Here is a 26,216-nt window from a genome sequence, read left to right as displayed (position 1 = left end):
GGCTAAAGTGGAGCCTGCAAAGGCTGCTCCGGCTAAAACTGAAGCTCCGAAAGCAGCACCGGCTAAGGTGGAGCCTGCAAAGGCTGCTCCGGCTAAAACGGAAGCTCCGAAAGCAGCACCGGCTAAGGTGGAGCCTGTAAAGGCTGCCCCGGCTAAAACTGAAGCTCCGAAAGCAGCACCGGCTAAGGTGGAGCCTGCAAAGGCTCCAGCTAAAACTGAAGCTCCGAAAGCAGCACCGGCTAAGGTAGAGCCTGCAAAGGCTGCCCCGGCTAAAACGGAAGCTCCGAAAGCAGCACCGGCTAAAGTAGAGCCTGTAAAGGCTGCCCCGGCTAAAACGGAAGCTCCGAAAGCAGCACCGGCTAAAACTGAAGCTCCGAAAGCAGCACCGGCTAAAACTGAAGCTCCGAAAGCAACACCGGCTAAGGTAGAGCCTGTAAAGGCTGCTCCGGCTAAAACGGATGCACCGAGCACTTCTCCGGTTAGAGTCGTACCAGCCAGGGCAGAAGGATCAGAAAAGGACTCTGTAAAAGCCGTACCGGTAAAAACTGAGCCTCCAAAAGCCACTCCAGCTAAAGAGGAACCCGCAAAGGCTGCCCCAGCTAAAACTGAAGCACCTAAAGCCGCACCGGTCAAGGCTGAGCCTGCCAAAGCTGATTCTGCCAAAGCAATCCCGGCTAAAAGTGAATCTGCTCCGGTCGAAAAAAAGACCGTAGAAATCGCATCGATTAAATCCGAAGAAGCAATAGAAAAGGCGGCTTTGGAAGAAGCAGATAAGTTAAATGCTCAGACTGCCAGACAGGATCTTAAAAATGAGGATTCAAAAACAAAAAAGGTTCATGCTGATCCTGCCAGAGAAAGATCAATGAGACGAAACGAAGCAAGATAAGGCATTTGTTATAGCTAAACAGGCGATGAGGGATCTCGACCTCATCGCCATCTCCCCGCCTCAGTAACAACATGATACTATCAAGTTCCACTCTCCATTTATTAAAGCATTACAGATAAGTTCAATAATTTTTGCAAAAGGACACGAAAAGAATCGGGAGTGGTATTTGCTTTGTAAATTGGAATAATCAACCTTAAACGGGATCATGATTTTTTCTAAAGGAAAAAAAAGTCTGGTGATCTACCCAAATCAGTATTCTGAGTCAGGGAAACCTTTACCGATCGGGTGATCAATTTACCATTAGTATAGTGTCTGAACAGTCCTTTCGCTATCACCAGCACATAGAATTTACTTACCAGGAGAAGAGATGAACTTGCGCAAAAGCTCTCCCCCTGCGGATAAATCACACGGAACTGCAAAGCATAGCCACTCAGAAACCCACAGCTTTTTTCAGGGGTTGTTGCGTTATGGGTTAGCTCTGGTCTCGATAGCTGCGGGTTTGTTGTTATATTTCATTTTAGAAGCTCCGTTTGGCTCAGAATTCCCAACGTATATCACTTTTTATCCTTTTGTGATGCTCACAGCACTGCTTAGTGGTTTTGGTCCGGGTGTGTTTGCTACAATCCTTACACTGATTGCTATTGATATCTGGATCTTTCGTCCTGCAGGTCAACTGACTTTGCATATCACATCCCCTGTCAATTTGGTGAGTTTTACTCTCTTTGCACTTATGGGTCTTTTTATAAGCCTGGTAGCTGAGATATACCGCCGAAACCGGACCAAAGCCGCAGCGTACGACCAGGAAGAAGCTTTACGCGAAACAAGGAAGGAAAAGGAGTTTTTCGCTGATCTTCTCTACAATGCCGAACAGCCCTTTGTCATGGGCTTTCTTGATGGCAGTATCACGAGATTTAACGGGGCATTTGAAGCACTTACAGGATATACAGCAGAGGAGTTGCAAAAGATCGATCGGTACACTGAACTAACGCCTCATGAGTGGCTGGATCAGGAGCATCGCAAGCTTGAAGAACTCAAGGCCACAGGTAAACCAGTACGCTTCGAGAAAGAGTACATTCGCAAGGATGGGTCACGGGTTCCCGTTGAACTTTTAACTCATATAGGCTATGAACCAGGCAATAGTCGGGCATATTACTATGCATTCATAACAGATCTCACAGAGCGAAAAAAGGTGGAAGTGAATATTCAAGAAACAAATGCACGTCTCCGGGAGCATGCCTCTGAAGTACAGGCTGCAAATGATGCCATGCAGAAGTCGCAAATGGAGGCACTCAACCTGGCAAAGGATGCCGACATTGCCCGAAGGCAGGCTGAAGAGAGTAACCGAAATCTGCTTAGTGAAATTGCCGAACGGGAAAAGACTGAAGAAAGGCTGCGCAGAGCCGCTGATGAGCTTGCAAATGTGAATCGTGATCTAGAATCCTTCTCCTACTCCATCTCCCATGACCTCAGGAGCCCCCTTGGAACAATCAAGGGACTTGTCCATTTTCTTACCGAGGACTACGCTGATCATCTTGATGAAGAGGGAAATGATTTTCTACGTAGAATTGATAAAAATGTGGGAAAGATGCAACAGCTTATCGATGATATGCTCAGCCTGTCGCGTGCCAGTAAACAGGAGGTAAAGCGGAGAGATGTCGATATCAGTGCACTTGTACGCGATTTTTCCTCTGAACTCAAGATGTCCGATCTTCAGAGCGAGGCAGAATTTATCATCCAGGAAAAAGTACACGCCAATGCTGATCCCGCTTTGATTCACCTTGCCCTTGAGAACCTGCTTCGTAATGCCTGGAAATTTACCTCCGGGAGAGGAAAAAAACGCATTGAGTTCGGCACCACCACAAAGGATAACCAGACTGTCTACTTTGTACGCGATAACGGTGTTGGTTTTGACCAGCAGTTTGCCGACAAAATATTCCAACCATTCAAGCGGGTACATTCAGAGAAGGAGTTCGAGGGGACCGGAGTGGGATTATCAATTGTTGATCGGGTCATCAGGCGCCACGGTGGAAAGATCTGGGCAGAAGGGGAAGTTGGCAAAGGAGCAACATTTTACTTTACGATAGGATAGCTGTCAATACCATGAGTTCCAACACCACTTTTTAACAGTTTGCCGTTTCCTCTTTATCAACTTCCTACCTTAAAGTGAACCTATCAGCCGCGGATAACTCCTGCAATGTACGGCTTTACATTAGAGTTTCCTGATTCGGATCTGTTTTCGATTCCGATACGGACCACGACCAGTTCCGCATCTCCTCGTTTTCCTGTGAAAACCCGTCATTCAGATCAAACACAGGAATCTTGATCTCCTGAACGCTCTCTTTCTGCCGTAAACCTCTTTACGTCGAGCTGTGAGGAGAAACAAGTGCTTCTCTGCCCTGGTGACCCCCACATAAAAAAGCCTTTTCTCCTCATCCCAGTTACAGTTTACCTCAGGAGCCTTGAACCACCTCTGGAATATCTCCTTTACCGAACGAGGTTTTGAGGCAGACTTTATCTGATAATTTGGAAACACACCATCCTCCATATCGCAGAGAAACACAACCGGGAATTCGAGCCCCTTGCTCTTATGAACAGTAAGCATGACAGGAAGTGAAGCTGAATCGCCCAGTTTGCTTTTGAAATACTGAAGACTCCGGTCCAGAGTATGATTCAACCTGAAAAGAATCGCCATCGACTCAACCTTGATCTGCTCCCCTCTCCATATCATCTCCGCCTGCTTCATGATCCAGTCAAGCATCTCTTCCTGTTCACTAAAAGAGAATTTCCGGGGAGCGATGCCGTTTTTCTTGTATTTCCCGGAAACCAGGATCTTCCTATAAGCGGCAGGTTTATCCGAATTGATTCGGTTTGCAGAATTAAGTATCGCCGGAGTGCTGCGGTAGTTAATTTGCAGTTTCAAAACAGAGGCACCATAGAAATGACTGCAGAACTCAAGAGTCGGGCGGATATCAGCACCCCTGAATGCGTAAATCGCCTGATCATCATCACCCACTGCAAAGAGACATTTGTCATTTGACAGCAAGGTCTTTAAAAGTGTTATCTGTACAGGGTTTGTATCCTGAAACTCATCTACCAGTATAGAACTTAATCTGGAAACAAAACGCTCAAGAATATCAGGCTTGTTTCTGAATAGCCGCAGTGTCCCGGAAAGAAGATCTGAGAAATCCCATAATCCGCAAGATTCCTTCTCGCGTTGAAGTCTCCTTTCTATTTCTTCGAGCAGATCCGATTGTGTTTTATCCATTCCTGAGAGTTTTTCAGGGAAAACAGCCTTTTGTGCCAGAAGTGAATCGATACGAAAAAGATCAGAAGAAAGCAATTTGCGCTCTGAGGGAGTGGTCAGGCGGACAAGCATTCCCAGACGCTCTTTTTCGCTGATCAATCTTGAATCGGAAGCAAATCCGATATCGGAAAAATGGGGAGTTCTGTCAAGTGCACCGGAGAGGACTTTCAGAGCAAACCCATGGAAAGTGGTGATTACAGGAAGTTTTTCCTTATCATCTGTTCCCAGAAGGCGCGAAACTCTGATAGCCATCTCCTCTGCAGCTTTTCTTGTAAAGGTCAGAGCCAGAATTCTGCTTTGATCTATACCCGAATGAGAGAGGTAAACTATTCGTCGGGTAAGCACGGTGGTTTTTCCACATCCGGCGCCAGCCAGTATAAGTATATGGTGGTCACATGCAGCAGTGACGGCCTGCTTCTGCTCCTCATTGAGACCTTCAAGAAGTGAAATTTCTGAATTAACAGGCATAACCCACTCCTTTGCGATAAAAGGAAAGAGAAGGACTTAGTTTATACAAAAAAAACGTTTAGCGATCAGATATCTGAATACATACTGCAATGGGAATGTTAAATGGGAGAATCTTTAGAAGCTGTGATCCAGCAACAGCACTTTTCTGTTTACCGGATACCATTGAGTACGGTTGAAAAAATATAAATCAGGAACGGTGCTTCCAGGGCAGAGTAAGAGTTGAGGCTGGATCAGAACCGATAAAGGATTATTTTTCCCTCTTCTGTATAAAGAAATGATTTATAAATGTTGTAACACAATGATATAATTTTAATATAATTATTTATGCATTCAGAGTTTTGGGTCCTGGTTCCGGATTCTGAGCGCTTAATAGAGAAACAGGAGAAAAGATACCGGAAAAAACTTATATTCTCCAGAACTGAGACAGGAGGAGAAAGTGGAACAGAAAGTGGAACAGAAAGTGGTCAGAAAACCTATCAGCAATTTTTTCATCAAGAAGTCTCTTCAGATCAGACTTATAACCAAAATAGTCATTGCCGCTCTTGCATCGACTCTTTTGACAGCGGCATGTCTGATAGTGGTGTACTACCTCAAATATCAGACAGTTGTAGTGTATCAGCTTGATAAATTATCGCAGGAGCTGACAAGAGAGCATATAATTTTCCTGATCTTCCCTACCCTGCTGATGAGTTCATTAGTGAGCTTGATTATGGCGTTTGGAATAGGCCTGTACTCATCGAGAAAATATGCGGTACCCATTTACAAACTGGAACAATGGGTAACACTGCTTCAACAGGGGAAAATGGGCGCGATGCTTCGATTCAGAGAGAAAGAAGAGATGAAAGATCTCTCTGACAAGTGCAACATGCTGGCCGCGGATCTGCGTTTCAAGTTCATGGAGATAAGGAAAGAGATCGATAAACTGAAGCAAACCGATCCTTCATCAAGCATTGCTTCCAAGATGGAAAAAACCCTTGCCGGGCTGGAGCTTGAGAGTGACTCCATCGAGGTAAACACAACCTTTTACACAGTGGAAAAAGACTGAGTCAGAGGTTTCTGTAAATCTCCTCAACATACGCCGCAATGGCCAGAGAAGATGTCAAGCCGGGAGATTCAATTCCCACAAGATTGATAAATCCCGGTAATCCCTTCAGACTCTCATCACGAATGATAAAGTCCCGGAACGAATCTTTTTCCTGAATCAGTTTTGGCCTTATACCAGACATTGCCGGTGAGAGATCATCCAGTTCGATAAATGGGAACATCTCTTTTCCGCGTGCATAAAATTCACCGACATGCCCGGAATCAACCGAGTAATCGATAGAATCGACATAAAATGCACTCGGCCCAAGCCTCAGACTGTTTTCAAGTCCAAGTACTCCATGTATACCAAGGCTTATGGGAGTCGGGGCAGGATAGACAAGATGAGCGAGTTTACCCCGGTGACGGGGGGATACACTGAAGTACTCTCCTTTACAAAGCCTTAACCTGTACCCGGCACTGTCCAGGTCTATGCCTGCCATAGAGGCGATTTTGTCGCTGAACAATCCGGCACAGTTAATAACAACCCTCGATTTAATTTTCATCACTTCATTATCGGAATCTATGATTTTCAAATCATAGTATCTGCCATTGAAGGAGATCTCCTTGAGGGTGCAGGAATATCCCAGAGTCGCACCTTTGGAAAGAGCTCTGCTCTCGAGCGCTTTCATCAGGCTGTGTGAATCAACAATTCCGGATTCGGGGCAAAAAAAACCAGAGCGGCCGTTTATGTGCGGTTCAAGTGAATGAATCTGGTTCTTATCCAGAAGCTCAAGTCCCCTGACACCGTTTCTGTTCCCCCGATCGTAAAGTTTACGGATCTTTTCTTCTTCCTCATCGGTATTGGAGATAAGAAGTTTTCCGGTTTTCCGGAATGGAACCTGGTTTTCCCGGCAAAACCGGTACATCATGAAGTTTCCCTCAACGCATAATCTTGCCTTGAGAGAACCGGTTTCATAGTAGAATCCGGCGTGAATAACCTCACTGTTGCGTGAAGATGTTTCTTTTCCGAAACTTTCGTGCTGTTCAAGAACCAGAAGCTCGTAATCCGGTGATGCAAGCCTTTCCGCCACAGCGAGCCCCACTACACCGGCTCCTATGACTACTATATCAAAATCCTCCATACTATTTCAATGAAACGCCGGCAGGCGCTCTCCCGTAAATTGATGTTAGTGAGGCTACCATGTTAATTTTCTCTTTGGAAACAAGTGCATTTGTGAACCTCCACTGCCAGTTTCCACTCTCCTTGCCCGGTATATTCATACGGTGAGAAGTGCCCAGACCAAGCACATCCTGAAATGGGATTATGCATAGTCTTGAAGGTGAGCCAAATGCAAGCCGTAGAAATCTTTCCTGAAAGCTTTTCTCAGTACACCCAAGATAACTTTTGACTCTCTTCTTTTCCAGTACAGTAAGATTGTCAAACCATCCCTGCGATGTATCATTATCGTGAGTACCGGTATAAGTGATACTGTTTGAAAAAATATTATGCGGCAGATATGGATTATCAGGATTGCCGTCAAAAGCAAATTGCAAAACCTTCATCCCTGGCAGACCTGCCTGACACCGTAGTTCCTCGACACCATCAGTAATCTCCCCAAGATCTTCGGCAATCACAGGAAGTCTTCCTAGTTCGTGCCGGATACGGTTGAAGAAGTTGATTCCCGGCCCTTTCACCCACTCTCCGTTAACAGCAGTATCACTTGACGCGGGAACAGCCCAGTACGACTCAAATCCCCTGAAATGATCAAGCCTGATCAGATCCACCCATTCCAGAGTCTTTTTCATCCTCTTTACCCACCAGGAAAAACCATCCTGTTCCATGTATTTCCAGTGATAAAGAGGGTTGCCCCAGAGTTGACCAGTTTCACTGAAATAATCCGGCGGAACACCGGCTACCCTGAACGGCTTTCCGTTTTCGTCAAGCTCGAAAAGCTCTGGCCACGCCCATACATCGGAGCTGTCATAAGCTGTATAATACGGAATATCCCCAATAATGCTGATGCCTTTTCCGTTTGCATACCTCTTGAGCTCCATCCACTGCTCATGAAACATAAACTGAAGAAATTTGTGGTATCTTACAGATCTGCGTTCTGCGTTGAGCACTTCTTCAAGAGCTGCAGGGAAGCGCAGTTTCAGTGATGGATCCCAGGAATACCACGGCAGACCGCTGTTTCTATCTTTAAGTACTCTGAAAAGAGCATAATCATCAAGCCAGTACTTCTCCCGGTCGCAAAATTCAGTAAACTCTCTGGTGTCGCCGAAACGAGCATAAGCTTTTCTGAACAATTTTTCTTTTTCGGTTATGACCGTACCAAAATCAACCCGGTCCTGAGGAAGCGAGGGATACTCATCTAATTCACTCTGTTCGAGAACTCCGGATTCCTTCAGTTTCTCAGGAGAGATAAGAAGATGGTTGCCGGCAAAAGAGCTAAAGCTCTGGTAAGGTGAGTCACCATAACCCGTAGGCCCCAGTGGACATACCTGCCAGAAGGATTGTTTCATTGCCGAAAGCATGTCAATCCATCTGTAAGCAGAGTCTCCAAGGTCTCCAACCCCAAACCCTGATGGCAACGATGTAGGATGTAAAAACAGGCCTGATGAACGGTTCATAGAAAATCCCCGCATATTACGTTAATTGAGGTAAAAAATTCACTCTTTCCAGGCAGTGCAGTAAGATGGATTAAAATAATACTTTATTTATGGCCATTTGTCGAGATTTTACATCTCTCGCCTGATATCCGTCTGTGGATCATCAATCCCTGTAAACATTAATCTTCAATCGTTTGCTGTTTAATACTGCAATCAGAGTTCCATTAAGTAAATCTGGGAATCGAACACTGAGCAGTGCAGATTACTTCACCTGCAACCTGTCCTCTGCCCTCTGCCCCTCGGAAACAAACACCTGAAGCTCACTAATGATCTCCCGGCCGCCAAATCCTCCGGACTTACTGATAAATGGAATTTTCTGCTCCCCTGCCGATCCCATGCAGAATGTCAATCCGGGAGAGATTTCCGATACAGGAACAACATAGTTTAACCTCAGAGCCAGAGAAACAGCACTTGCCGTATCGCCGCCAAAAACTGCAACTGTTACGTCGCCCCGATGTTCAATGATCTTTTTTGTTAAATAGCCTAAAACCTCTCCGACTCTCCTGAAAATACCCTCTCCGGATAAAGCATCCCCGGGTTCCAGTGCACTTGTAAGAATAACGGTTCTGTGCTCCATGAGCTCACGTCTAATCTGTTCAACAGATCTACTATTCAATTCTCCATGTAAATCCAGGATGTCAGCCTTGAAGCACTTTACACCTTTTTTTGCGGCACAATGCAACTGTTCCAAAGACACCTCATTGAGACTGCCATTGACGATCAGCAAGGGTGAAACCGGTTCATAACAGTCTGCTTCCCTCCTGTTCAGAGCAGCAGATTGAGCAATAAGAGAGGCGAAAACTGCCGGACCTGCACAGAAATGAAGTAAGGAGTTTTTCTCCAGAAATTCCCGGATTCTATTCAGGTCATCATTTCCAGCAGCATCAAAGATGAAGATCCCTTTTTTTTTCAACAATTCTCCCCCACCCTTTCCCAGTGCAGCGACAGGAACCAGATGCAGATTAAAATCAGTCTGGCCCCTTAAAATATCAGGGATAAAGTTTGAGCGGACAGGGTTCAAGGGATCATTTGCATATGAGGTTTCCTGCAGCGGCACTCCATTCACAAAGAGGAAGCCGTCTATCACAGTTCTTCCCGCATCCGGGAAAGCCGGAATGAACATCATCCTGTCGTGTCGGGCAGCTTTCATCAGGGCATCAATCTCCGATCCGATGTTGCCCCGCAAAGTCGAATCTGATTTTTTGTAAAACCACCTCACACCTCTCCGTATAGCCTCTTCTGAGACAGTCCTTACAATCGAAGCGGACTCACAGAGAGATGAGTGGCGGGATTCCGTGTTTACGACGATTACACTGAAATCACTCCAGAGGGAACATTCTCTCAAGTACTCAATACCGGTCACGACTGTGGCAATGCCATGTTTTACAAACTGAACACCGGTATCTACCGCACCGGTCAAGTCATCAGCAATAACGATCAATTCGCTCATAGTTTAGAATGGACGCAGGCTCTCCCCGTCAAATAGCCTGCAGGGTCCGGAAATCCGTTCAATCTTTTCGTTTGATTTCAGTGTATCCCAGAGATTTGGAGAGACATAAAGCTGATCGAGTTGAAGAGTATCTCTGATACGCACTATTCTGGCTTCTTCCAGAGAGACAGCACCGCAGTTTCTCAATGCAAATTCAAGTCCCATACGGTCGTTTTCAACGATTACAGGAATTTTTGCCCGTTCAAGGAAAGTGCTTGTAAAGGCATTCTCATATGTCTCGTCAAAATTGATTTTCCTGAAAAACCTCCTTGAGATTACATCCGCCAGACCGATTCCCAGCGCATTTCCCAGTGATTTCTCTGTAAGATCTGCCACAAAGATACTCTTTATACGGGGAGAAGATGGCTCCGGTTCTCCGCTGATTCTCATCCTGCCGATTATCCAGGGATCCATCCCTACCCCACTTATATCTTTGCCCGATCTGTCCACAATCAACACATCGATATCCTCAAGGGGCAGTGAAGGCATATTGAGTCTTGCCAGGTCAAGAAGATCAGGTTCACGCTCCAGTATGCGGTCATGGGGAATGGCCTCTATATGTACTGCCCGGTCATAGAAGTTTTCAACTATCCCCAGTCCCAGCAAAATCCTTCCTGTCGAGAGTATCCTTTCTGCTGTCTGTGGAATCAGATCTTTTAACCCAAACACGCCAAACTTGTGTATTTCCATTGCCTGAGCATGTTTTCCAAGCCCAACCACAGACATCTTTACCAGTCCACTCTCATATCTGCCATGGAAGTCTGTGTGTGGTTTTATTCTGTTAATAAGAATCACACCATCGGATTCAAAAGCCGGCTTGCTCATGAAGACCCGGTTGGGCAGACCGTTCGAAGGCAGTTCTACTATTTCCATTGACGAAACAACAGGGACTTTCAGTGTATTCTCTGAGATACCATAGGCTTCCAGTACGGCTCTCTGTCCCTGAGCCGAAGCCCCTCCATGGCTGCCCATCGCAGGAATTATAAACGGATTTCCTCCCATTCTTTGAATAAAGGAGATAGTGGAGCGGACAATCGGCAGAAGATCGGTTATCCCCCTGCTGCCCACAGCCAGAGCGATTGAAGCGCCGCGGAAGCGTGGTGCAAGACCGGAAAGTTCCAGTTGTGAACATACAGATGAATCGATATTCTCCATGTGTTCTGAAGGAAACTTTTGAAGAATCTTGATCAAATTGTAATTTTCCATAATATCAACCTGTATTGGAAGGCTGTATCCTTCAAAAAAAATACTCTAAACCGGGTAACCCGCTCCTGAACAGTCAACATTTCGTTTGTATAGGAAAAATATGAAATTTCACAAAAAAGCACCAGAAAGCTGGCTCCAGTCATTATATTTTAACTTTATCCGGATTTCTATCGTTAAAGGGAGGTAATGTAATGAAGGTAAAAAGCCTGTTCCTCGCCGCTTTACTGATATTGGCAGGATGTTCATCGTACAAGCAACTCAAACCAAAGCCCGAACTCTCTCCGGCTGAAAGCGGGTACATAGAACTTAAAAGCGGCAAGAAGTTTTTCGAGCTTAAAAAAGGAAAGAAGTATTTCCTTGCATTTCCGCCGCCTCAGGATGACAATTTCTACCTTGTGCTGAATATGAAGCAGAAGAACGTGTTCAAAAGTTCTTTTACATCTGAACTGGTGGACAAGAAAAGACCCGGAGAACTGATAAAAGATGAATCGGTTACCGATACTCAAAGCGTGTTTCCGATTCACAAAAGTACAGCAGGATACTATTTCCTTTTAGAGCAGGCTCAGAATGACATTATTCTCCAGCTTTCATACAGGTATGCACCGCAATGGCGTTTCAAGTTTGAAAACAAGCATCTGGCGTTTAAAGAGATTTTTAAAGACAACAAAGTAGACCGCAGCACATACAAGTCGATTGGCTCAGGATACCATCTCGATGGAGTTGACTTCGCCAAAGCCATAGACACTGTAAAGAAACACGCCTCTGAACTGGATAAAGTCTACAAGGAACTGCTTGCGATCGAAAGCATTTTCCCTAAGAGTATAGTTAACAGTAAAGATGAAGCATACGAGAACTATAAAGTACTGAAATCCGATCTTGAGGAAGAGATGGAGTTTCAGAGCAACTATCTGGCTGTTCTGGAGTTTTTCGGTGCTGAATACGCCTGCAGAGGAAATCCATCGAAACTGGTGAAATCAGTCGATGCATTCGTATCATTTTTCGAGAAAAAAGAGAAGTTTCCAAATACGATAATTTCCGAAGCACAGGCGGTGATCGGAACCAGACTCAGCGAAGTCGTTCCTTTTTACGACCAGTCCCTTTCCCAAAAAGAGGACTCCGCGCCATTTGACAATGATAAATTTCTCATAAGCCAGCTTTACAGAATTGGAATACTCTATAAATCAGCCGGACTTACCACACCTGCTGAATTTACCGTGCTTGAAAAGTTTGTAAAAGAATTCGATGCAAGAAGCGCCTCTTATTCCTCTGCCAAAGACCTTCTGGATAAAGTGAAGGATGTTGTTCAGAAACTGAAAGAGATGCCTTCCGACGACTTTTTCAGAGAAGCCGCTAAAAAGGCCTCCCTTGTCCAGAGCAGGCTTCCTGCGGAACTCGATCAGGAAACTTTCGGCAAGTACTACGGGTACCGCTGTGCAACAGCCCTGAACTCATCAATAAAAGAACTCACCGATGAAACATCAAAGCTGCTTGGCCAATACAAGGAAGCCGAGACCCTTGTCCCGCAGTTAAATGTTTATAAAGGGCAGAAAGATTACAGCACGATGCTGGCGATGCTCAAACAGAGCAGCCATCTTGGATTCCTGATCGAAAAATACCGTCCTCTGGACAAGATGTCGGTTGAAGAGCAGAGAAGCACAATCGCAACAGCCCTTCACAACCAGCAGTGGGCAGTTTCTGAAGACAAGCTGAGGAAACTTCATGAGGACATAAATTTCCTCAATCCCGCTGAAATCTATCCATTTAAATCCGCTGTTGTAGAAGATCTGGAAGACACACTTTATACCCGGATTGATAGAGTGTCAAGGTACAGCATAAACAAATTTCTTGAAGAGAATGTAAACACCCTGGAGAACATCGATTCTCTTTACGCAGATTCGGTTTTCCTGCCGGTTTACGATGTCACCTTTTCTTCGGGATCGAAGAAACAGCTGTCTCAGCGGAAAGCTGATCTGGTCGCGCATCTTCTTCTTATGAAGGATAATGAATTTCCGGCAAAGGCAATTACCCTCCTTTATGATCAGTTTATGTCCAAGCCGAATGACAACGGGATCGCAAAGGCACGCGCGATTGTTGCTCATGGGAAATACTACAAAGGTGCGGATAAGAAAATAAAACAGCGTATAGCCGAGGTTGATCCGATGTCCTCCAAGTGGATAGTAAAGCCCAAGGAGTACAGACGGGTTTTCGCGATACCGGTTACAGATAACAAGAGAGGCAAAAACAGGTATGTGGTTCGTTTTATGGTCGATATCCCTACCGAGGCAAACTTCCCTGTTTACGATGTCAACATTAAACTACCAAAAGAGGTCGCAGAGAACGCAGCCGCAGAGCAGTGGTATGAAAAAATCTCTCTGAACAGAAAAGAGCTTAAAAACGAGGGCAGGTTCGTGATTTCTGCTCCCAGCGCATCAAGCAACTATGAATGCCAGATAACACCTGTTCAGATGACAAAAGGTAAAGCCAACTTCCTTGAAATCAGCTTTTACCACAATTCCTACAGGGTTCATTCTCTGAGTGTGATGGTACAGAAGCCGATTATCAAGAAGAACTGAGATACCCCTGAAAGGAGCACACAATGAAGAAAGCGTTATTAATTATAGGATTAATGATCGGATTAGCAGGAGCAGGTGCAGTATATTACTTTGTATTTGCCAAAAATCTCAAAGACCAGATCGTTCTCCCCTTTATTGCTCATCAGAAGCCAAGAATAGATCCCCACGTCCCCAGCGCCATCCCCATCGCAGATAAACTCGATGAGGTGATGTTTGACGGGCTTTTCAATGTATCGGCAAACCCAAGCGGAGTTATCTATGAGGATGGGCTTGGTGAGTTCATATCAATTGACGAGAAGAGTCAGATAGTGGTGATCAGGCTGAAGCCGAACAGAAAATGGCATTCCAGCTACGCTGTGACAATTGATAAGAAAAAAATCTCCCTGAGCAATGCGCAGGAGATTGCCTTTACCGCAAAAGACCTGAAATTCACCCTGAGCCGTATTCAGAAGCTCGGAAGCATATCTCCAGACTACATCCTTGTCTCGCAGGCTGTTCCCAATTTTGATTTTGAAGGCCCGGATGAAAACGGGGAGATCCGTTTTCAGTTCAGAGGAGACAGGATCTGGACTGAGAGTGACATAAAAGAGGTTCTTTCATTCAAAATCCTCCCCCACAATTCCGAACTCGATGCTCCTTATTACGGAACCGGAACAGGTCCCTACCTTCAGGCGGGTGAAATCGAAAGCCGTATTCACTTTGTCAAATCACCGGATTACAGTTCAGCGCTTTCAAATGTAGTCCTGAAACCATATATTGACAACAGCACATTTACAACCGAGCTGAAAAACCGGAATATCAATTCACTTCTCAGCACTCCATTCGGCGCAATTTCCCCCATTCTGGGAGACAGCGGGAAATACTTCTACAAATCAAGCATAGCAACCTGTTTTTTTGCTCTTTTCTATAATGTCGAACGTCTTTCTCTCGAGCAGCGTATCGCCCTGCGTAATCTTATGGACAATAAGAAAGTGATGCGCAGGTTTTTCAGAACCGGTACAGAGCAACAGCGTCATATCGCAAATTACCGCGGTCCGGGTGATAACTATGAAGAATATCTCAATTACAGCGTGTTCCCTACGACTTCCTATTACGTTGAGGAAGAGATCATTACACCTCTGAAAGAAAAGGATACACCTGATCTCTCGGTTCTCCCTGACACAGTGCGGATTCAAACATGTCTGAACCATGATTTCAGGGAAGAACTCGCCGATTTGGTCGAGATACTGAACGACCCGGGACTCTTCAGTGGAAAGATCAAAGTCAACGCAGTGCAGAACGATGAGATCCGCAAAGGAAATTATGACGCGGTTCTGGTAGCAGTAAGCGGCTACAGAAGCAATTTCCTTTTTGATATGTACAACATCTTCCTTAGACAGCCCGATTTTGAGACATATCAGATCAATCTCCGCACGACAGTTGATAGAAAAGGCAAACTGATCATTGATCCGCAGTCCTTTGAAGCTGATCGGAACTTCTTCAGAATCGACCTGAGCACGGACAACCCCGAAAAGGAGGATTTCCGTCAGTTACTGGACTACATCTACGGATTCATGTCCACTCACGAGATCGGAGACAAGCAGGTTTATGCGCAGTATATCGATCAGATCGACCAGAAAATCGCGCTTGGAAGCTGGCTTTTCTCTTTACCTTCTCTTGCTTATTTCAGTTCTCAGTTTGACAAAAACACAATCGACCTTTACGGAACTGCTTCTCAGCTCTCGACTATCGAGAAATGGCAGGAGAAAAAGAAAAAATAAGGGTACTTTCTACAGGAATTCCGGAGCTGCTTGACAGTAGCTCCGGAAAACTTCTTGTTTGTATAAATAACCTGATGAAATCTGTAATCATTCCACTTCTGGCCCTGATCTTCACTTCCAGCGCGGCTGAGTTTGTCATCGTACCTCAGCCCGGCAAGTTTTCCATCTTTGACCAGTACGAGCAGCCGCTCTCTGAAGATGACAAAAGGCAACTGCTCCCGAATTCTCCTTTTCAGATCATAAACCGGGATGAACTCATGGGAGATCAGATTACCGAGGCACTGCGTTTTTCATACCAGGGAAGGACATTCTTCCTGCGCAAGGGAGATGGAACGAGCGCATTCTTGCAGAAAACTCTTACAAACTGCACAGTTATTAATGATACAGTCCAATTGAAGAGTGATATCAGAATGTCAGGTGGTATATCTCCGGGTGGATCATCTTTTCCGGCAAAAGCCGGTCAGAAGGTGATAAGGGTATTTCGCCGCGGCAACAACTTTTATCTCCTCCTGCCGGGCCAGAACGAGCGCTATGGATGGTATAATGGGCCATCATCGGTTTTTCGCACCAGCGCAACACCTCAGGTAGCTGTAAAATCCGATGACCTCTCGAGTATCGAGCAGATAGTAAAGAAGCGTATCGATGCTGTAAATGATACCTACAGGTCGATGTTTGATTTTTTTAACCAGGTAACAAACCAGCAAAAATCAATTCCTTCCTGGATAGTTACTGTAGAGAAGAAAAGTATCAACTGCAAACTCTCAGGCCCATCACAGGTGATCGGACAGCTTGAGCAGAGCACACGTTACATAGTTCAGGATCTTGAGCAGTCACTGCTTGGAAAGCCATTTACAGTCAGCTATACACCGGGAAGAATCGAAATCGGACCGAGACAGGAATGATTACCGTGTTGGTTAAAAAGAGTGTAAAGAGGAAAGCGTGAGAGCAAAACTAATAGAACATGTGTCGGGTCTGCTTTTTGTCACAGCAGTACTGCTTCTGGCCATGTTTGTCTTTTATCACAGCCGCTCCTTGGAAAACAAACAGAAGGGCTCCAGGGTCGAGTCTCTTCTCGATGTACCTGTTTCAAACGTCCGTGATCCATTCCAGAGAGCACTGGTAAAGGACCTGATGAACATATTCTATCCCGGCCAGGCAGAGCGTAACGCCGTTACTACGAAAGATTTATTGCAGATCAAAGAAGATCAGTTCAATGCGAAACTCCAGAAATCCCATCTTCAGGAACAACTCTCATTCAGCAAATTTACCCGTCTTGGAGGAATGTTTTTCAAGTTCATTTTTGTATATGTTTTCGTCATGATACTTACATACTACGGTGTCCAGACACTTGCCATACTGAGATTTGTATCGAGAAAGCAACACCAATACCATAAACTGTACGGACCCCGCAGAAAATCCGTCCCGAAACAAAACTTGTTTCTCAAAATGTCCAGGTCGGTCCTGAAGGGTATCATGTATTTCATTCTGTTCAGTCCTGCCTACGTGATTGCCTACTCTATGCGGACAGAATTCAACACTGATTCCATAATCTTCATGATTCTTCTGGCCGTTATCTCCAATGGCCTGCTGGTAATGTACTCCAATAAATTCCACGCGTTTTTAACATCCGAAAGCCGCAAAGGATACGTTGAAACAGCTATAGTAAAAAATCTATATACATCGTGGGATTTCAACTGTCCTGACGGTATCTCCTTAAAATCGATCCTGAGTCCTAAAAAGAATTTCAAGGGACATGTTTTCGAGCACATTTTTCGCAACGCGAAATTTCAGTATCTCTCAACGATCAAGGAACAGGCATCCTTTCTCATTACAGGGCTGGTAATCATAGAGATGGCCCTTAATATCCATGGATACCTCAATTATGAGATGCTGCGTCAGATACTCTATAAAAACTATGATATAGTGATATTTATCATCCTCGGAATTTTTTACGTCGTAAAGGTAACCGAAATTCTCACGGATATTCTGACTCACAGGGAAAACATGAAATATGAAAACAGACAGGCATAATCCGTTTGAATTCATCCTTTCAGGAAAAGACCGTCTATGGACGGCTGTATGGATTCTTGTGGTTGCGATTGTGGGAATATGGGACCTTCTGTTTCTTAACACTCCCGCATTAAAGAGAGTGGCTACCGGATTTGTAAATACCTTCGCTATCTCCCTTCTTGTCGTAGGTATAACTTTAATTCTGGGCTGGCTTACCACACTCAGCCTGCATCATCTGCAGTTAAAAGGCAAGAATGCGGGCTATATAGCATTGACCTTTTTCCTGAACCTTATCCGTTCAATACCTCAGATAGTAGGTGTACTTTTCAGTTATATAGCAATCGCAGCTTTAGTTGACAGAGGCATTCTGCGGGGTAACCTGTCCGTGTTTCCGGTGATGGCACTCTGTATGAGCGTGTTTATTTTCGTGGAAACCGTTGACCTGATGCGCGAGAGGATCGAGCATTTCAGAAAGCTGGATTTCTACAACGCAATGAGAGTCTGCGGGGTATCTGAAAACAGAATAATCAACTTCGATATCCTGTGGAAAAACAGCAGAATCCATATCTTTAACAAGCTGATTTCTGTGTTTGGAAGTGCCATATTTCTCCAGTGCAGCGTAGATTTCATCATCTCAGTCGGTCTGTCTACCGATGTAAACCCGGTAAGCATTCCGGTAACTCTGGGAAGCCTTCTGGCAAAGATCGACAGCAAACAGGATATTCTTGCCCTAGGATATACTCTGTTTCATCCCGCTTATTTCCCCAAACTGCTTTTCCAGCATTTACAAGGAATTACAGTGGCATTTCTTATCGTCTTCTCACTCTTCAGTATCAATAATATCTCCAATGGGTACGCGGAAAGGCACAGATTATGAGCGAACGCCGGTTTTCAGTTGAAGTCAGATCCGGCAGCCGCGGCATTGTCCGTGTCCAGGAATACCCTGTTTACCAGAAAGAGATCACCTTTCTTTTCGGGGAATCCGGAATCGGAAAATCGATCATTTCCAAGGCTCTTTACGGACTCCTCGACAATGAAGAACTCGATGTTACAATAGATAGCCAGCCTTACAGCAAGCATCTCAATGATGTCTGGACAAGACAGGTCCGCAAAAACAGTTTCTTTGTTTTTCAGGAGCCATCCTCACATCTTAACCCCCTGCTGACAATTCAGGATCAGCTCAGGGAGGGTAACCTTGACAGCGGAGATGACAGGGAAATATTGAACTATCTCTGGCAGACAGAAAGCGATTCCGCAATCAGGAAAATTATCGATGTCTATCCCAAACCCTATCGTCCCTCCGGAGGCGAGAAGCAGAGAATTCTTCTTGCCATGGCATTCAAGAGGATAAATACACTGCTTGAACAGAGGCTCTTTGATGAACCGACATACTTTGTATTCGATGAGCCCACAGGCAGCCTCGACAACAATTACAGGAATCTCTTTCTTCAACTGCTCTTTGCAAAATATGCGGCATCTCCTTTTACTATACTAATAATAACCCACGACTACTCCATTATAAGTGAAATCTACAAAAATCACAGAAACATCCTCCCCCGCATCCATTTCAAGGAGCTCTCCCGTATTCAGGAACCGGATGTGGAGGTTCATGATTTCTCAGCAGACCAGTACCTGAACTGGCTTGAGTCACCCAGAAGCAGCAGAACATCGGTGATCGCGGAAGAACCGGTTCTGCAGTTCGACCCGGAGTTCAGGATTTTCGGCAGGAATCTGGGTATCTTTGAGGATCCCTCACATACATCGATGAGCACTCTTACAATCCGTAAAGGTGATATGGTCTACCTCAAGGCTCCCAGCGGAGTTGGAAAAACGACTCTGGCCAAGATAGTGATGGGAATTTATCATCCTGAAAAATTCAGAATGATGCTTGGAGGGATAAACATTACAGAGGAGACTTCAAGGAGTGTCTGGCCCAAAAGAATCTGGGGAAGACGGGCCGGGATGGTTTTTCAGCACGCAGATGAAGCATTGAATCTGGAATCAACGGTTTTCGAGACTTTCAGGGGACTGCCTCTGAAAGAATCTTTCACAAGCGAAAGCCTGAAGAAAAAACTGCTTGAGCTCTTTGATGGTCCGCTGCAGACACAGTTTCTTAAAAAGAAAGTTGCATACCTGAGCGGTGGGCAGAAACAGCGCCTCAATCTTCTCAGAACACTGGTACTTGCGCCGCAGCTCATTATCCTTGACGAACCGTTAAACGGACTGGACTTCAACAGTGTCAAAAAAGTGCTGGCACTGCTGAATCAGAAACGGGCCGCAGGAAGTGCCTTCCTTATGATATCTCACAACGAGGAGATATTCGATCACTTTATCGATGAGAGAAATATCTACTATCTGGCTGAGCTCTGACCTTGCCTTATTCGGGGCCGGTATCGGTATCGGCATCGGTATCGTTTTTTATCAAATGTTCTCTTGTCATCTCTCCCACACTCACTTCAGCTGCACTCAGTGAGCACAACTATCCCTCCTTTTTGTGAGTCTCTCTTCACTCATAGGGGCTAATTATCGGTATTAGGAACAGAATAATCAGTGTAATCAGTCAAATCAGCTTAATCAGTGGTCATCAGTGGTCAAAGACATGCACACTGCCGAAAACCCCGTCATAACCTGAATCAAGCACTACCTTTCCCTCACGCAGCCGGGAGATTCCCTCAGCCAGCCTGGGGTCCTCTTTTTTCAGTTCACCAACAGGAGTATCTATCAGAATTGTGAATTCAGAACCAATCTTTTGCAGTAGAGATTCATAAACAGCCTGGATTTTTTTACTCTGTGGTCCGGCTTTATAAATTTCTGAAAGAAGGTTTTTCAAAGGAGTCAAAGAAACGAATTTACGTCTGTTTTTCCCTTTACTCTTTACCGGATCACTGTCTGCAAGTTCGAAAACACGGTGGAATACACCTACAGTCACTTTACGGCCGCAGACAGGACAGAGGCTTCCGTGTTTTCTTGTTTCTTCCGGCTCCCATCTTATATTGCATTTCCTGTGACCATCGAGGTGATACTTGCCCTCTTCAGGGAAATACTCGATGGTACCTGTGAAACCCTTGTCTTTACCCATAAGAGAATTCATGATCGCGGTATAGCTTAAATCCGTATCAAACAGATTTGCCTCTCTGCCAAGGTTTTCCGGAGAATGTGCATCGGAGTTGGAAACAAGGGAAAACCGGTTGAGAAAAGAGCATCTCCAGTTCATTGGTGGATCTGAGGAGAGCCCTGTCTCAACTGCAAATATGTGAGATGCAAGATCACCATAACACTCCTCGATGGAATCAAACCCTGATTTAGAGCCCAGAGCCGAAAACCATGGAGTCCAGATATGGGCTGGAATGATAAAGGCACTCGGGTTGGCTTCCAGCACAATTTCAAGAAGATCTCTTGAATCAAGTCCCAGTATAGGCCTTCCATCAGACCGTATATTCCCTATAGCAGAAAGTTTGGCCTGGATTTTTTCCATTGTCCGGAAATCCGGGGCAAGGATAAGATTATGCACCTTTCTTACTCTTCCATCTTTCTTGTAAATGCAACTGATTTCAGTAGTCAGGATAAATGAAACCGGGGGTCCGTACATGTCTGCATCCGGGAGACAAAGTTTCTTTTTTAGTGTGTAAAGGCCTTCGGAAGCAGGCTGCAGATTTTGCCTGAGTTCATCAAGCCATGCAGGATGAACAGCATCACCTGTTCCCACCACACGGATTCCCTTTTTCCTTCCCCAAAGATCAAGCATCTCCGGAACAAGCTGATTGCTGGTAGCAAGGGAATACCTCGAATGGATATGAAGATCGGCAATAAATTTCATCGTATTCTGTCCTCTGGAGCAGCAATGCAAATAGTAACCCCGGTGTAATAGGCTTTAAGGATCTGTTCAAAACTTAAACCTGCAAGAGCACGCCCCACAGCACCCATCTGGCACATGCCTACACCATGACCATAGCCCCTGCCCGATATTTTTATTCCGTTTTTGTCAAACGAGACCACTTTGAAACTGGAGCTTCTGAGTATGGAATTTTCAGGATTTGTCCTGCGTAAAATGAAACGAACCTGGTCACGACCGGATTTGAATTCAGAATTCCCGCCACGGATTGTACAAAGATTGATTCTTCCGCAGGGAAACACCTTGTCTATTCTGAAATCGGTAACATTACTCTTGAATTCTCTCCCCTGCCCCATTCCCTGCGATGACTTTGCAACCATGGAGGAAAACTGAGGTTTCGACCATTTTTCTACCCATTCAAAAGCAGGAGAGATCCGGCAATAAGCTCTTCCCAGGGAATCCATGTCCTTAATTGATCTAAGATAATTGCATGGGGGCTTGTCCCATACATTTTCTATATTGGCCGTATACCCGCCACAGGTAGAATGGTAATAGGCTGTAATGAGACTGTCATTGTAAACCATAATAAGGTTTCTGGTCAACTTGACAGCCAGATCAGTTTCTCTGGTCTCAACATTTGCCCCCCCGTAAACCTGGTCAGCTACTGTGCATAACAGATCGTAAGGCTTGCCTCTACTCTCAAGAATACGCCTGTAGGTGTAGGTCCGGGCAGCCACAGCCTGGGCCTTCAGAGCCTCGATTTCTTTTTCTGACCTTTTTCCGATCTCAAGCGGGACAACACCCCGGAGATAATCCTCTACATCGAGATAATTAATAACTGAGATGCAGTTTTTCTTTTCCGAGACAAGGATTACCGACCCGCGGTAACTTCCCTGGACAGCTTCGATAAAATTATAGTTACCCCGCGAGAGAAGAGTACATGGAAGCGATACGATGCGTGAACCCCATGAAGCACTTAAAACGGCTCTATTATCCGATTTGTCAGGTCTCACAACCAGTCTTCCCCTGAAAGGCTCCAGAGTAGATCTGCCTGCGGACCTTATGTCCACTGTCCCTACCGAATACAGGTTTACATCCTTGACATTCTGGATGATGGCCACCCGCACACGGCTCCCTTTTACATTAAAACAGGGATAACGAAAAGCAGATGGTCTCAGGGCACCAGAAGGTTGAGAGGACGATTGAGCGGGATCAAAAGTTGCATCGAATGCATCGGCAAAATCGATTTCATTATCTGAAGAGCTTTTCTGTTCCTGTTCCGGCGATTCTTTTCCCGTATGCTTTCCGGAACCGGAGAGATGCGGGGCAGGTGCTATCAATCGAGGATTGGAGCACTGGATGAGAACAACACAGATTAAAGCCAATAAGAGGTAATTAAGCGACCTGTGACTTGTCACGACCCGATTTTGCCAGTTTTTTCAGTTTACCGCTGATCATACTCCTTTGCAAAGCAGAGATATGATCCACGATCATGATTCCGTTAAGGTGATCGATTTCATGCTGAAGTGCCCGGGCCAGAAGACCGTCGGCATTATCTATTATAAATTCTTTACCCTGAATATCGAGAGCCTTTACAGTCACCTGAGAGTGACGGGAGATTGAGAGTGATATTCCCGGTACACTGAGACACCCTTCTTCTGCTGTCACCATCTCTTCGGAAGACTCAGTTATTTCCGGATTTATGAGCACAAGAGGCTCTTTTTCCCCGCCGGTTGTATCTATGACTACTATCCTTAAAGGTGCTCCTACCTGAGGAGCAGCCAGACCAATCCCGTCCTCCTCACGAAGAGACTCAATCATTTCCGCAACAATATTTTTCAGATCATCATCGAACGTTTTAACAGGCTCCGCAGTTTTCCTGAGAACCGGATCACCATAAATCCTGACTTCCAACACTATTTCTTCCTCTCACCGTTCTCTGCTTTCTCAACTGACTTTTCATCAGAGAGTACGGTTGCAATGGCACTTTTGGTAAATTCTACAACGGTATTTTCGGCTATTTTTACCATCAAAGTATCGTCTTTGATGTTTCCCACAGTTCCAATCATACCCGCAGATGTTAAAACTTTATCACCTTTTTTAATATTTTTCAACATCTCAAGACGTTTTTTCTGCTTCTTCTGTTCAGGCCGGATCATTATGAAATAGATGATCACAAACATCAACGCCATCATCATAAACAGGTTAACGCCGGCAACCGGAGCCTGCTGAGCAGGAGCATCCTGGGCAAAAACAGGAGCAACAGAGAGAGAGAGGCAAGCCATGAACGAGGCTATATTTGAAAAGCGCATAATCGGTCCTTTCATCCCGGAGAACAGGATCTCACGGTTCTTGAATATTATGATTTATGCTCACCTTGAGCATGAAAATACAGTTTAAAATACTACCTGCATGATGCATTGAATCAAAAAATAAGTTACCCTGATGTATTTTCAAAGAGATGGGAACAGTTTACTTTGCCAAATGGATACTGCTTGAGAACGGTGACATCCTTGAAAATGGTGCTGTTGCAGTTTCGGAAAACAGGATATTGTCAGCCGGTCCCCGGGGAAAGGCCCGCAGAGGTCCTGATGACCGTATTGTGAATCTGGGCGATTCCTTTTTGCTTCCCGGTTTTATCAACCTGCACACTCACCTTGAAGAGGGAGTAATAAGAGGTATTCAGAAATCCAGCGATGACACCTTTGCGGCCTGGACCGCCAAAAAGCAGACACGTCTCAGGCAGGCTTCCACAGAGAGCATAAAAACATCAATCCGCCTTGGAGTAAGAGAGCTCCTGGCACAGGGGATCACCTCTGTTGTAGACAATTCAAGACTGGGTCTGTCAAGATCTATCCTGGAAGAGGAATCCATTCGTGCCTGGATTATCGATGAACTCTCCCCTGATGATCCGCTCCAGGAAAAGGAGATAATAAACGGGGCAATTAAAAGATGTAAAGAGGAAAAACAGCTTGTCGGTTCAGGGGCCGGACCCTATGCCCTGTATTCCCTTTCCCCGGAATCCCAATCAGAGCTTATCAAACATAAGGATAAAAACACACTCTGGGCAACTCACATTGCCGAGAGCGCGGAGGAGCTCCAGGCTTTCTCTGAAAGAAAGGGAGATCTTTTCTTTCAGATCACACGTAAACGCCCCTGGCCCTATGGTGATACGACCATGGGCCCCATGAACTATGCCATCAACTTTCACCTTATCCCGGATCATGCTCTCTGTTTTCATTGCAACTATGTAAATGGTTCCGAACTGGAATATCTGGCATCCATAAACGCATCGGTTGTACTCTGCTATAACTACACACGTGAAATGGGACACAAAGCATTTCCCCTGGATGTTGCCATGAATAGAAAGGTAAGGATCTGCCTTGGAACAGAGGGCGTTTCTCCACCCGGGTTCATGAGCCTCTTTGAGGAACTCTATTCACTCAGATCAGATTATCCTCACATCCCTGCATCAGAGATGATAAAATGGGTCACATCCAACGCCGCCGAAGCACTCAATATGGGAGATTCACTGGGGACACTCTCACCTGGCAAACTGGCAGATTTAATCGCGGTGAGATTTGCACATGATCCTGATGAAAACCCTCTGGAGGAGCTTCTTGTGGAGGAACCGGATATTAGACTGGTGGTGGTTGACGGTGAGGAAGTGGTAGTGAATTACTAAAAAAAACTGCACGTTTTTCAAATCGGAGTCGGTATAGATTGTTTTATTCCCACATTACAAATGTTAAGTTCTGGTATGTATACTGAGCATGTTCGAAATGCTCACTGAGCGAAACCGAAGTGAACACACTCCATAATCCAATAATTCTTACCTTATCACATACAGAAATTTCGATGCCGATACCAATTCCGATACCGACACCGAAAAGGGAAATCAGGTTAGCTAAAGGTTAAAAAAGTTTCTTCAACTTAGAGACATTTTTCTTCAATTGCTCTTCTTTTTTCTTCACCTCTGCGTCCAGACCCGGTGCTTTCTTCTGAATCTCACTCTGTAATTTCTCCCCGGCCTTTTCAACTTCCTTGTTAACCTGGGCCTTTACTTCCTGCTTTTTCTGCTCTAATACATCCTTAACCTTTTCTGATACCTGCTGCTTTACTGTTGGCTGTGCAGCACCTGAGGCGGCTTTTCCACTCCCAAAACCGAGAAATGATGCCTTAGGATTGGAGGCAGTGCCCTGCAGTCCCACTCTCAGGGTGACACGTCCCTCATTATCAGCAGGTATCCCCACCTGATCTATGAGAGAAGAGGCACCAGCCAACTGAGTTCCCTTCAGCAATCCTTTCAGAGCATCTTTACCGCCGCTCTGTACAGACAAGACTTTTGAGGAAACCTGCTTTGATAGCCGGTTATCAATTTCGGCTGCCAGACTGGCATCAAACCCGACATTTCCTTTCACTTCAAAATCCCCAGCAGTATTGGACTGGATTTTAAAAGTTTCAAAAAAGACTCTTTCATCTTTAATTTTCATAAGAGCTGAAAAATCACGGAAAGTAATATCATCGATTTTTACAAATTTCTCCACCACCCCTGACATTCTATTTACGATAAGTGAATTGGAGATCTTTCCGTTGTTGACACTGAAAAAAATCTCACCTTTCATATTTTTTGTCAGATCCTCAGATGTCCGGCCGTGTCCTGCAAGGTTACTTCTGAGGTTTATCTTTCCTGAGAGAGTACTGCTGATAGTTTTCAAGCCTTTATTAAGCGAACTGGTGGGAGAAAGGAAAAGTCCGACGTTTGTGAGCAGATCTCCAACCTCAACACCGGAAACTGAAGGATTATTCTGGTATTGAATATTATTTACGTTTCGCACATCCAGATGGATCTTCTCGCTTATTGAACCACTGCCGATCCCGCATTTCGCATCGACATCCGCTACATCATTCACCACATTTACTCTGGTAGCAAGATTCTGCATGCGAATGCCTTTGTAGATGATATTCCCGGCATTTATTGTACCTCTCAGGTCT

The 26,216-nt window shown here is 45.1% G+C and carries 20 protein-coding genes; 10 read left to right on the top strand and 10 right to left on the bottom strand.

Features of this window, described 5'->3' with window-relative positions; translation table 11 throughout:
* A partial coding sequence (locus tag GX089_09835) for a hypothetical protein (GenBank protein NLP02782.1) occupies positions 1–886 on the top strand: 886 nt, incomplete at its 5' end.
* Positions 887–1,253: 367 nt separating this feature from the next.
* The gene (locus GX089_09830) at positions 1,254–2,975 is read left to right on the top strand and encodes a PAS domain S-box protein (GenBank protein NLP02781.1); all 1,722 of its coding nucleotides are present in this window, start codon (positions 1,254–1,256) and stop codon (positions 2,973–2,975) included.
* Between the two features lie 210 nt (positions 2,976–3,185).
* Here GX089_09830 and GX089_09825 read toward each other — a convergent pair whose 3' ends face one another.
* Positions 3,186–4,658: an ATP-dependent helicase gene (locus GX089_09825; protein NLP02780.1), complete on the bottom strand. Its 1,473-nt coding sequence runs from the start codon at positions 4,656–4,658 to the stop codon at positions 3,186–3,188.
* 436 nt (positions 4,659–5,094) lie between these two features.
* On the opposite strand from GX089_09825, the gene GX089_09820 reads away from it, so the two are divergent.
* Entirely contained in the window at positions 5,095–5,703 is a 609-nt protein-coding gene (locus GX089_09820; GenBank protein NLP02779.1) for a hypothetical protein, read from the top strand.
* 1 nt (position 5,704) lies between these two features.
* On the opposite strand, the gene GX089_09815 is transcribed toward GX089_09820, so the two are convergent.
* From GX089_09815 to GX089_09800, 4 genes are all read right to left on the bottom strand, one after another.
* On the bottom strand, positions 5,705–6,823 hold the full coding sequence (locus GX089_09815; GenBank protein NLP02778.1) for an NAD(P)/FAD-dependent oxidoreductase: 1,119 nt from the start codon (positions 6,821–6,823) through the stop codon (positions 5,705–5,707).
* Position 6,824: 1 nt separating this feature from the next.
* Positions 6,825–8,312, bottom strand: a complete 1,488-nt coding sequence (gene malQ / locus GX089_09810) for a 4-alpha-glucanotransferase (GenBank protein ID NLP02777.1) — start codon at positions 8,310–8,312, stop codon at positions 6,825–6,827.
* Between the two features lie 241 nt (positions 8,313–8,553).
* Positions 8,554–9,801, bottom strand: a complete 1,248-nt coding sequence (locus GX089_09805; GenBank protein ID NLP02776.1) for a four-carbon acid sugar kinase family protein — start codon at positions 9,799–9,801, stop codon at positions 8,554–8,556.
* Between the two features lie 3 nt (positions 9,802–9,804).
* Entirely contained in the window at positions 9,805–11,046 is a 1,242-nt protein-coding gene (locus GX089_09800; GenBank protein NLP02775.1) for a DUF2088 domain-containing protein, read from the bottom strand.
* Between the two features lie 191 nt (positions 11,047–11,237).
* Between GX089_09800 and GX089_09795 the strand changes: the two genes are divergently transcribed.
* Genes GX089_09795 through GX089_09770 form a run of 6 tightly spaced genes read left to right on the top strand, consistent with a single transcriptional unit; the run spans position 11,238 to position 19,759 of the window.
* Entirely contained in the window at positions 11,238–13,619 is a 2,382-nt protein-coding gene (locus tag GX089_09795; protein NLP02774.1) for a hypothetical protein, read from the top strand.
* 23 nt (positions 13,620–13,642) lie between these two features.
* Positions 13,643–15,379, top strand: a complete 1,737-nt coding sequence (locus GX089_09790; GenBank protein ID NLP02773.1) for a hypothetical protein — start codon at positions 13,643–13,645, stop codon at positions 15,377–15,379.
* On the top strand, positions 15,355–16,281 hold the full coding sequence (locus tag GX089_09785) for a hypothetical protein (GenBank protein NLP02772.1): 927 nt from the start codon (positions 15,355–15,357) through the stop codon (positions 16,279–16,281). The genes GX089_09790 and GX089_09785 overlap by 25 nt, the downstream gene beginning before the upstream one ends.
* A gap of 37 nt (positions 16,282–16,318) precedes the next feature.
* Complete coding sequence (locus GX089_09780; GenBank protein ID NLP02771.1) at positions 16,319–17,410, top strand: hypothetical protein; 1,092 nt, start codon at positions 16,319–16,321, stop codon at positions 17,408–17,410.
* On the top strand, positions 17,391–18,266 hold the full coding sequence (locus GX089_09775) for a hypothetical protein (GenBank protein ID NLP02770.1): 876 nt from the start codon (positions 17,391–17,393) through the stop codon (positions 18,264–18,266). Before GX089_09780 ends, GX089_09775 begins: the two co-directional genes overlap by 20 nt.
* A complete protein-coding gene (locus GX089_09770; GenBank protein ID NLP02769.1) occupies positions 18,263–19,759 on the top strand; it encodes an ATP-binding cassette domain-containing protein in 1,497 nt (498 codons plus the stop codon). Before GX089_09775 ends, GX089_09770 begins: the two co-directional genes overlap by 4 nt.
* Positions 19,760–19,973: 214 nt before the next feature.
* Here GX089_09770 and GX089_09765 read toward each other — a convergent pair whose 3' ends face one another.
* Genes GX089_09765 through yajC form a run of 4 tightly spaced genes read right to left on the bottom strand, consistent with a single transcriptional unit; the run spans position 19,974 to position 23,533 of the window.
* Entirely contained in the window at positions 19,974–21,206 is a 1,233-nt protein-coding gene (locus tag GX089_09765; GenBank protein NLP02768.1) for a DNA helicase UvrD, read from the bottom strand.
* Positions 21,203–22,561, bottom strand: a complete 1,359-nt coding sequence (locus GX089_09760) for a SpoIID/LytB domain-containing protein (protein ID NLP02767.1) — start codon at positions 22,559–22,561, stop codon at positions 21,203–21,205. The genes GX089_09765 and GX089_09760 overlap by 4 nt, the downstream gene beginning before the upstream one ends.
* Before the next feature lie 55 nt (positions 22,562–22,616).
* Positions 22,617–23,141 (bottom strand): peptide deformylase, encoded by a 525-nt coding sequence (def, locus tag GX089_09755; GenBank protein NLP02766.1) that lies wholly within the window; start codon positions 23,139–23,141, stop codon positions 22,617–22,619.
* Positions 23,138–23,533 carry a preprotein translocase subunit YajC gene (gene yajC / locus GX089_09750; GenBank protein NLP02765.1) on the bottom strand — a complete coding sequence of 132 codons (396 nt, stop codon included), beginning with the start codon at positions 23,531–23,533 and terminating at the stop codon, positions 23,138–23,140. Before yajC ends, def begins: the two co-directional genes overlap by 4 nt.
* A 149-nt stretch (positions 23,534–23,682) precedes the next feature.
* Here yajC and GX089_09745 point away from each other — a divergent pair, with 149 nt between their 5' ends.
* Complete coding sequence (locus GX089_09745; GenBank protein ID NLP02764.1) at positions 23,683–24,906, top strand: amidohydrolase family protein; 1,224 nt, start codon at positions 23,683–23,685, stop codon at positions 24,904–24,906.
* 229 nt (positions 24,907–25,135) lie between these two features.
* Here GX089_09745 and GX089_09740 read toward each other — a convergent pair.
* On the bottom strand, positions 25,136–26,216 hold a 1,081-nt coding region (locus GX089_09740; protein ID NLP02763.1), incomplete at its 5' end, for a hypothetical protein.

Origin of the sequence: Fibrobacter sp. (assembly GCA_012523595.1) — a bacterium.
GTDB lineage: Bacteria > Fibrobacterota > Chitinivibrionia > Chitinivibrionales > Chitinispirillaceae > JAAYIG01.
The sequence above is the reverse complement of the archived record's forward strand: the minus strand, read 5'-3'. Positions and strand labels throughout refer to the sequence as shown.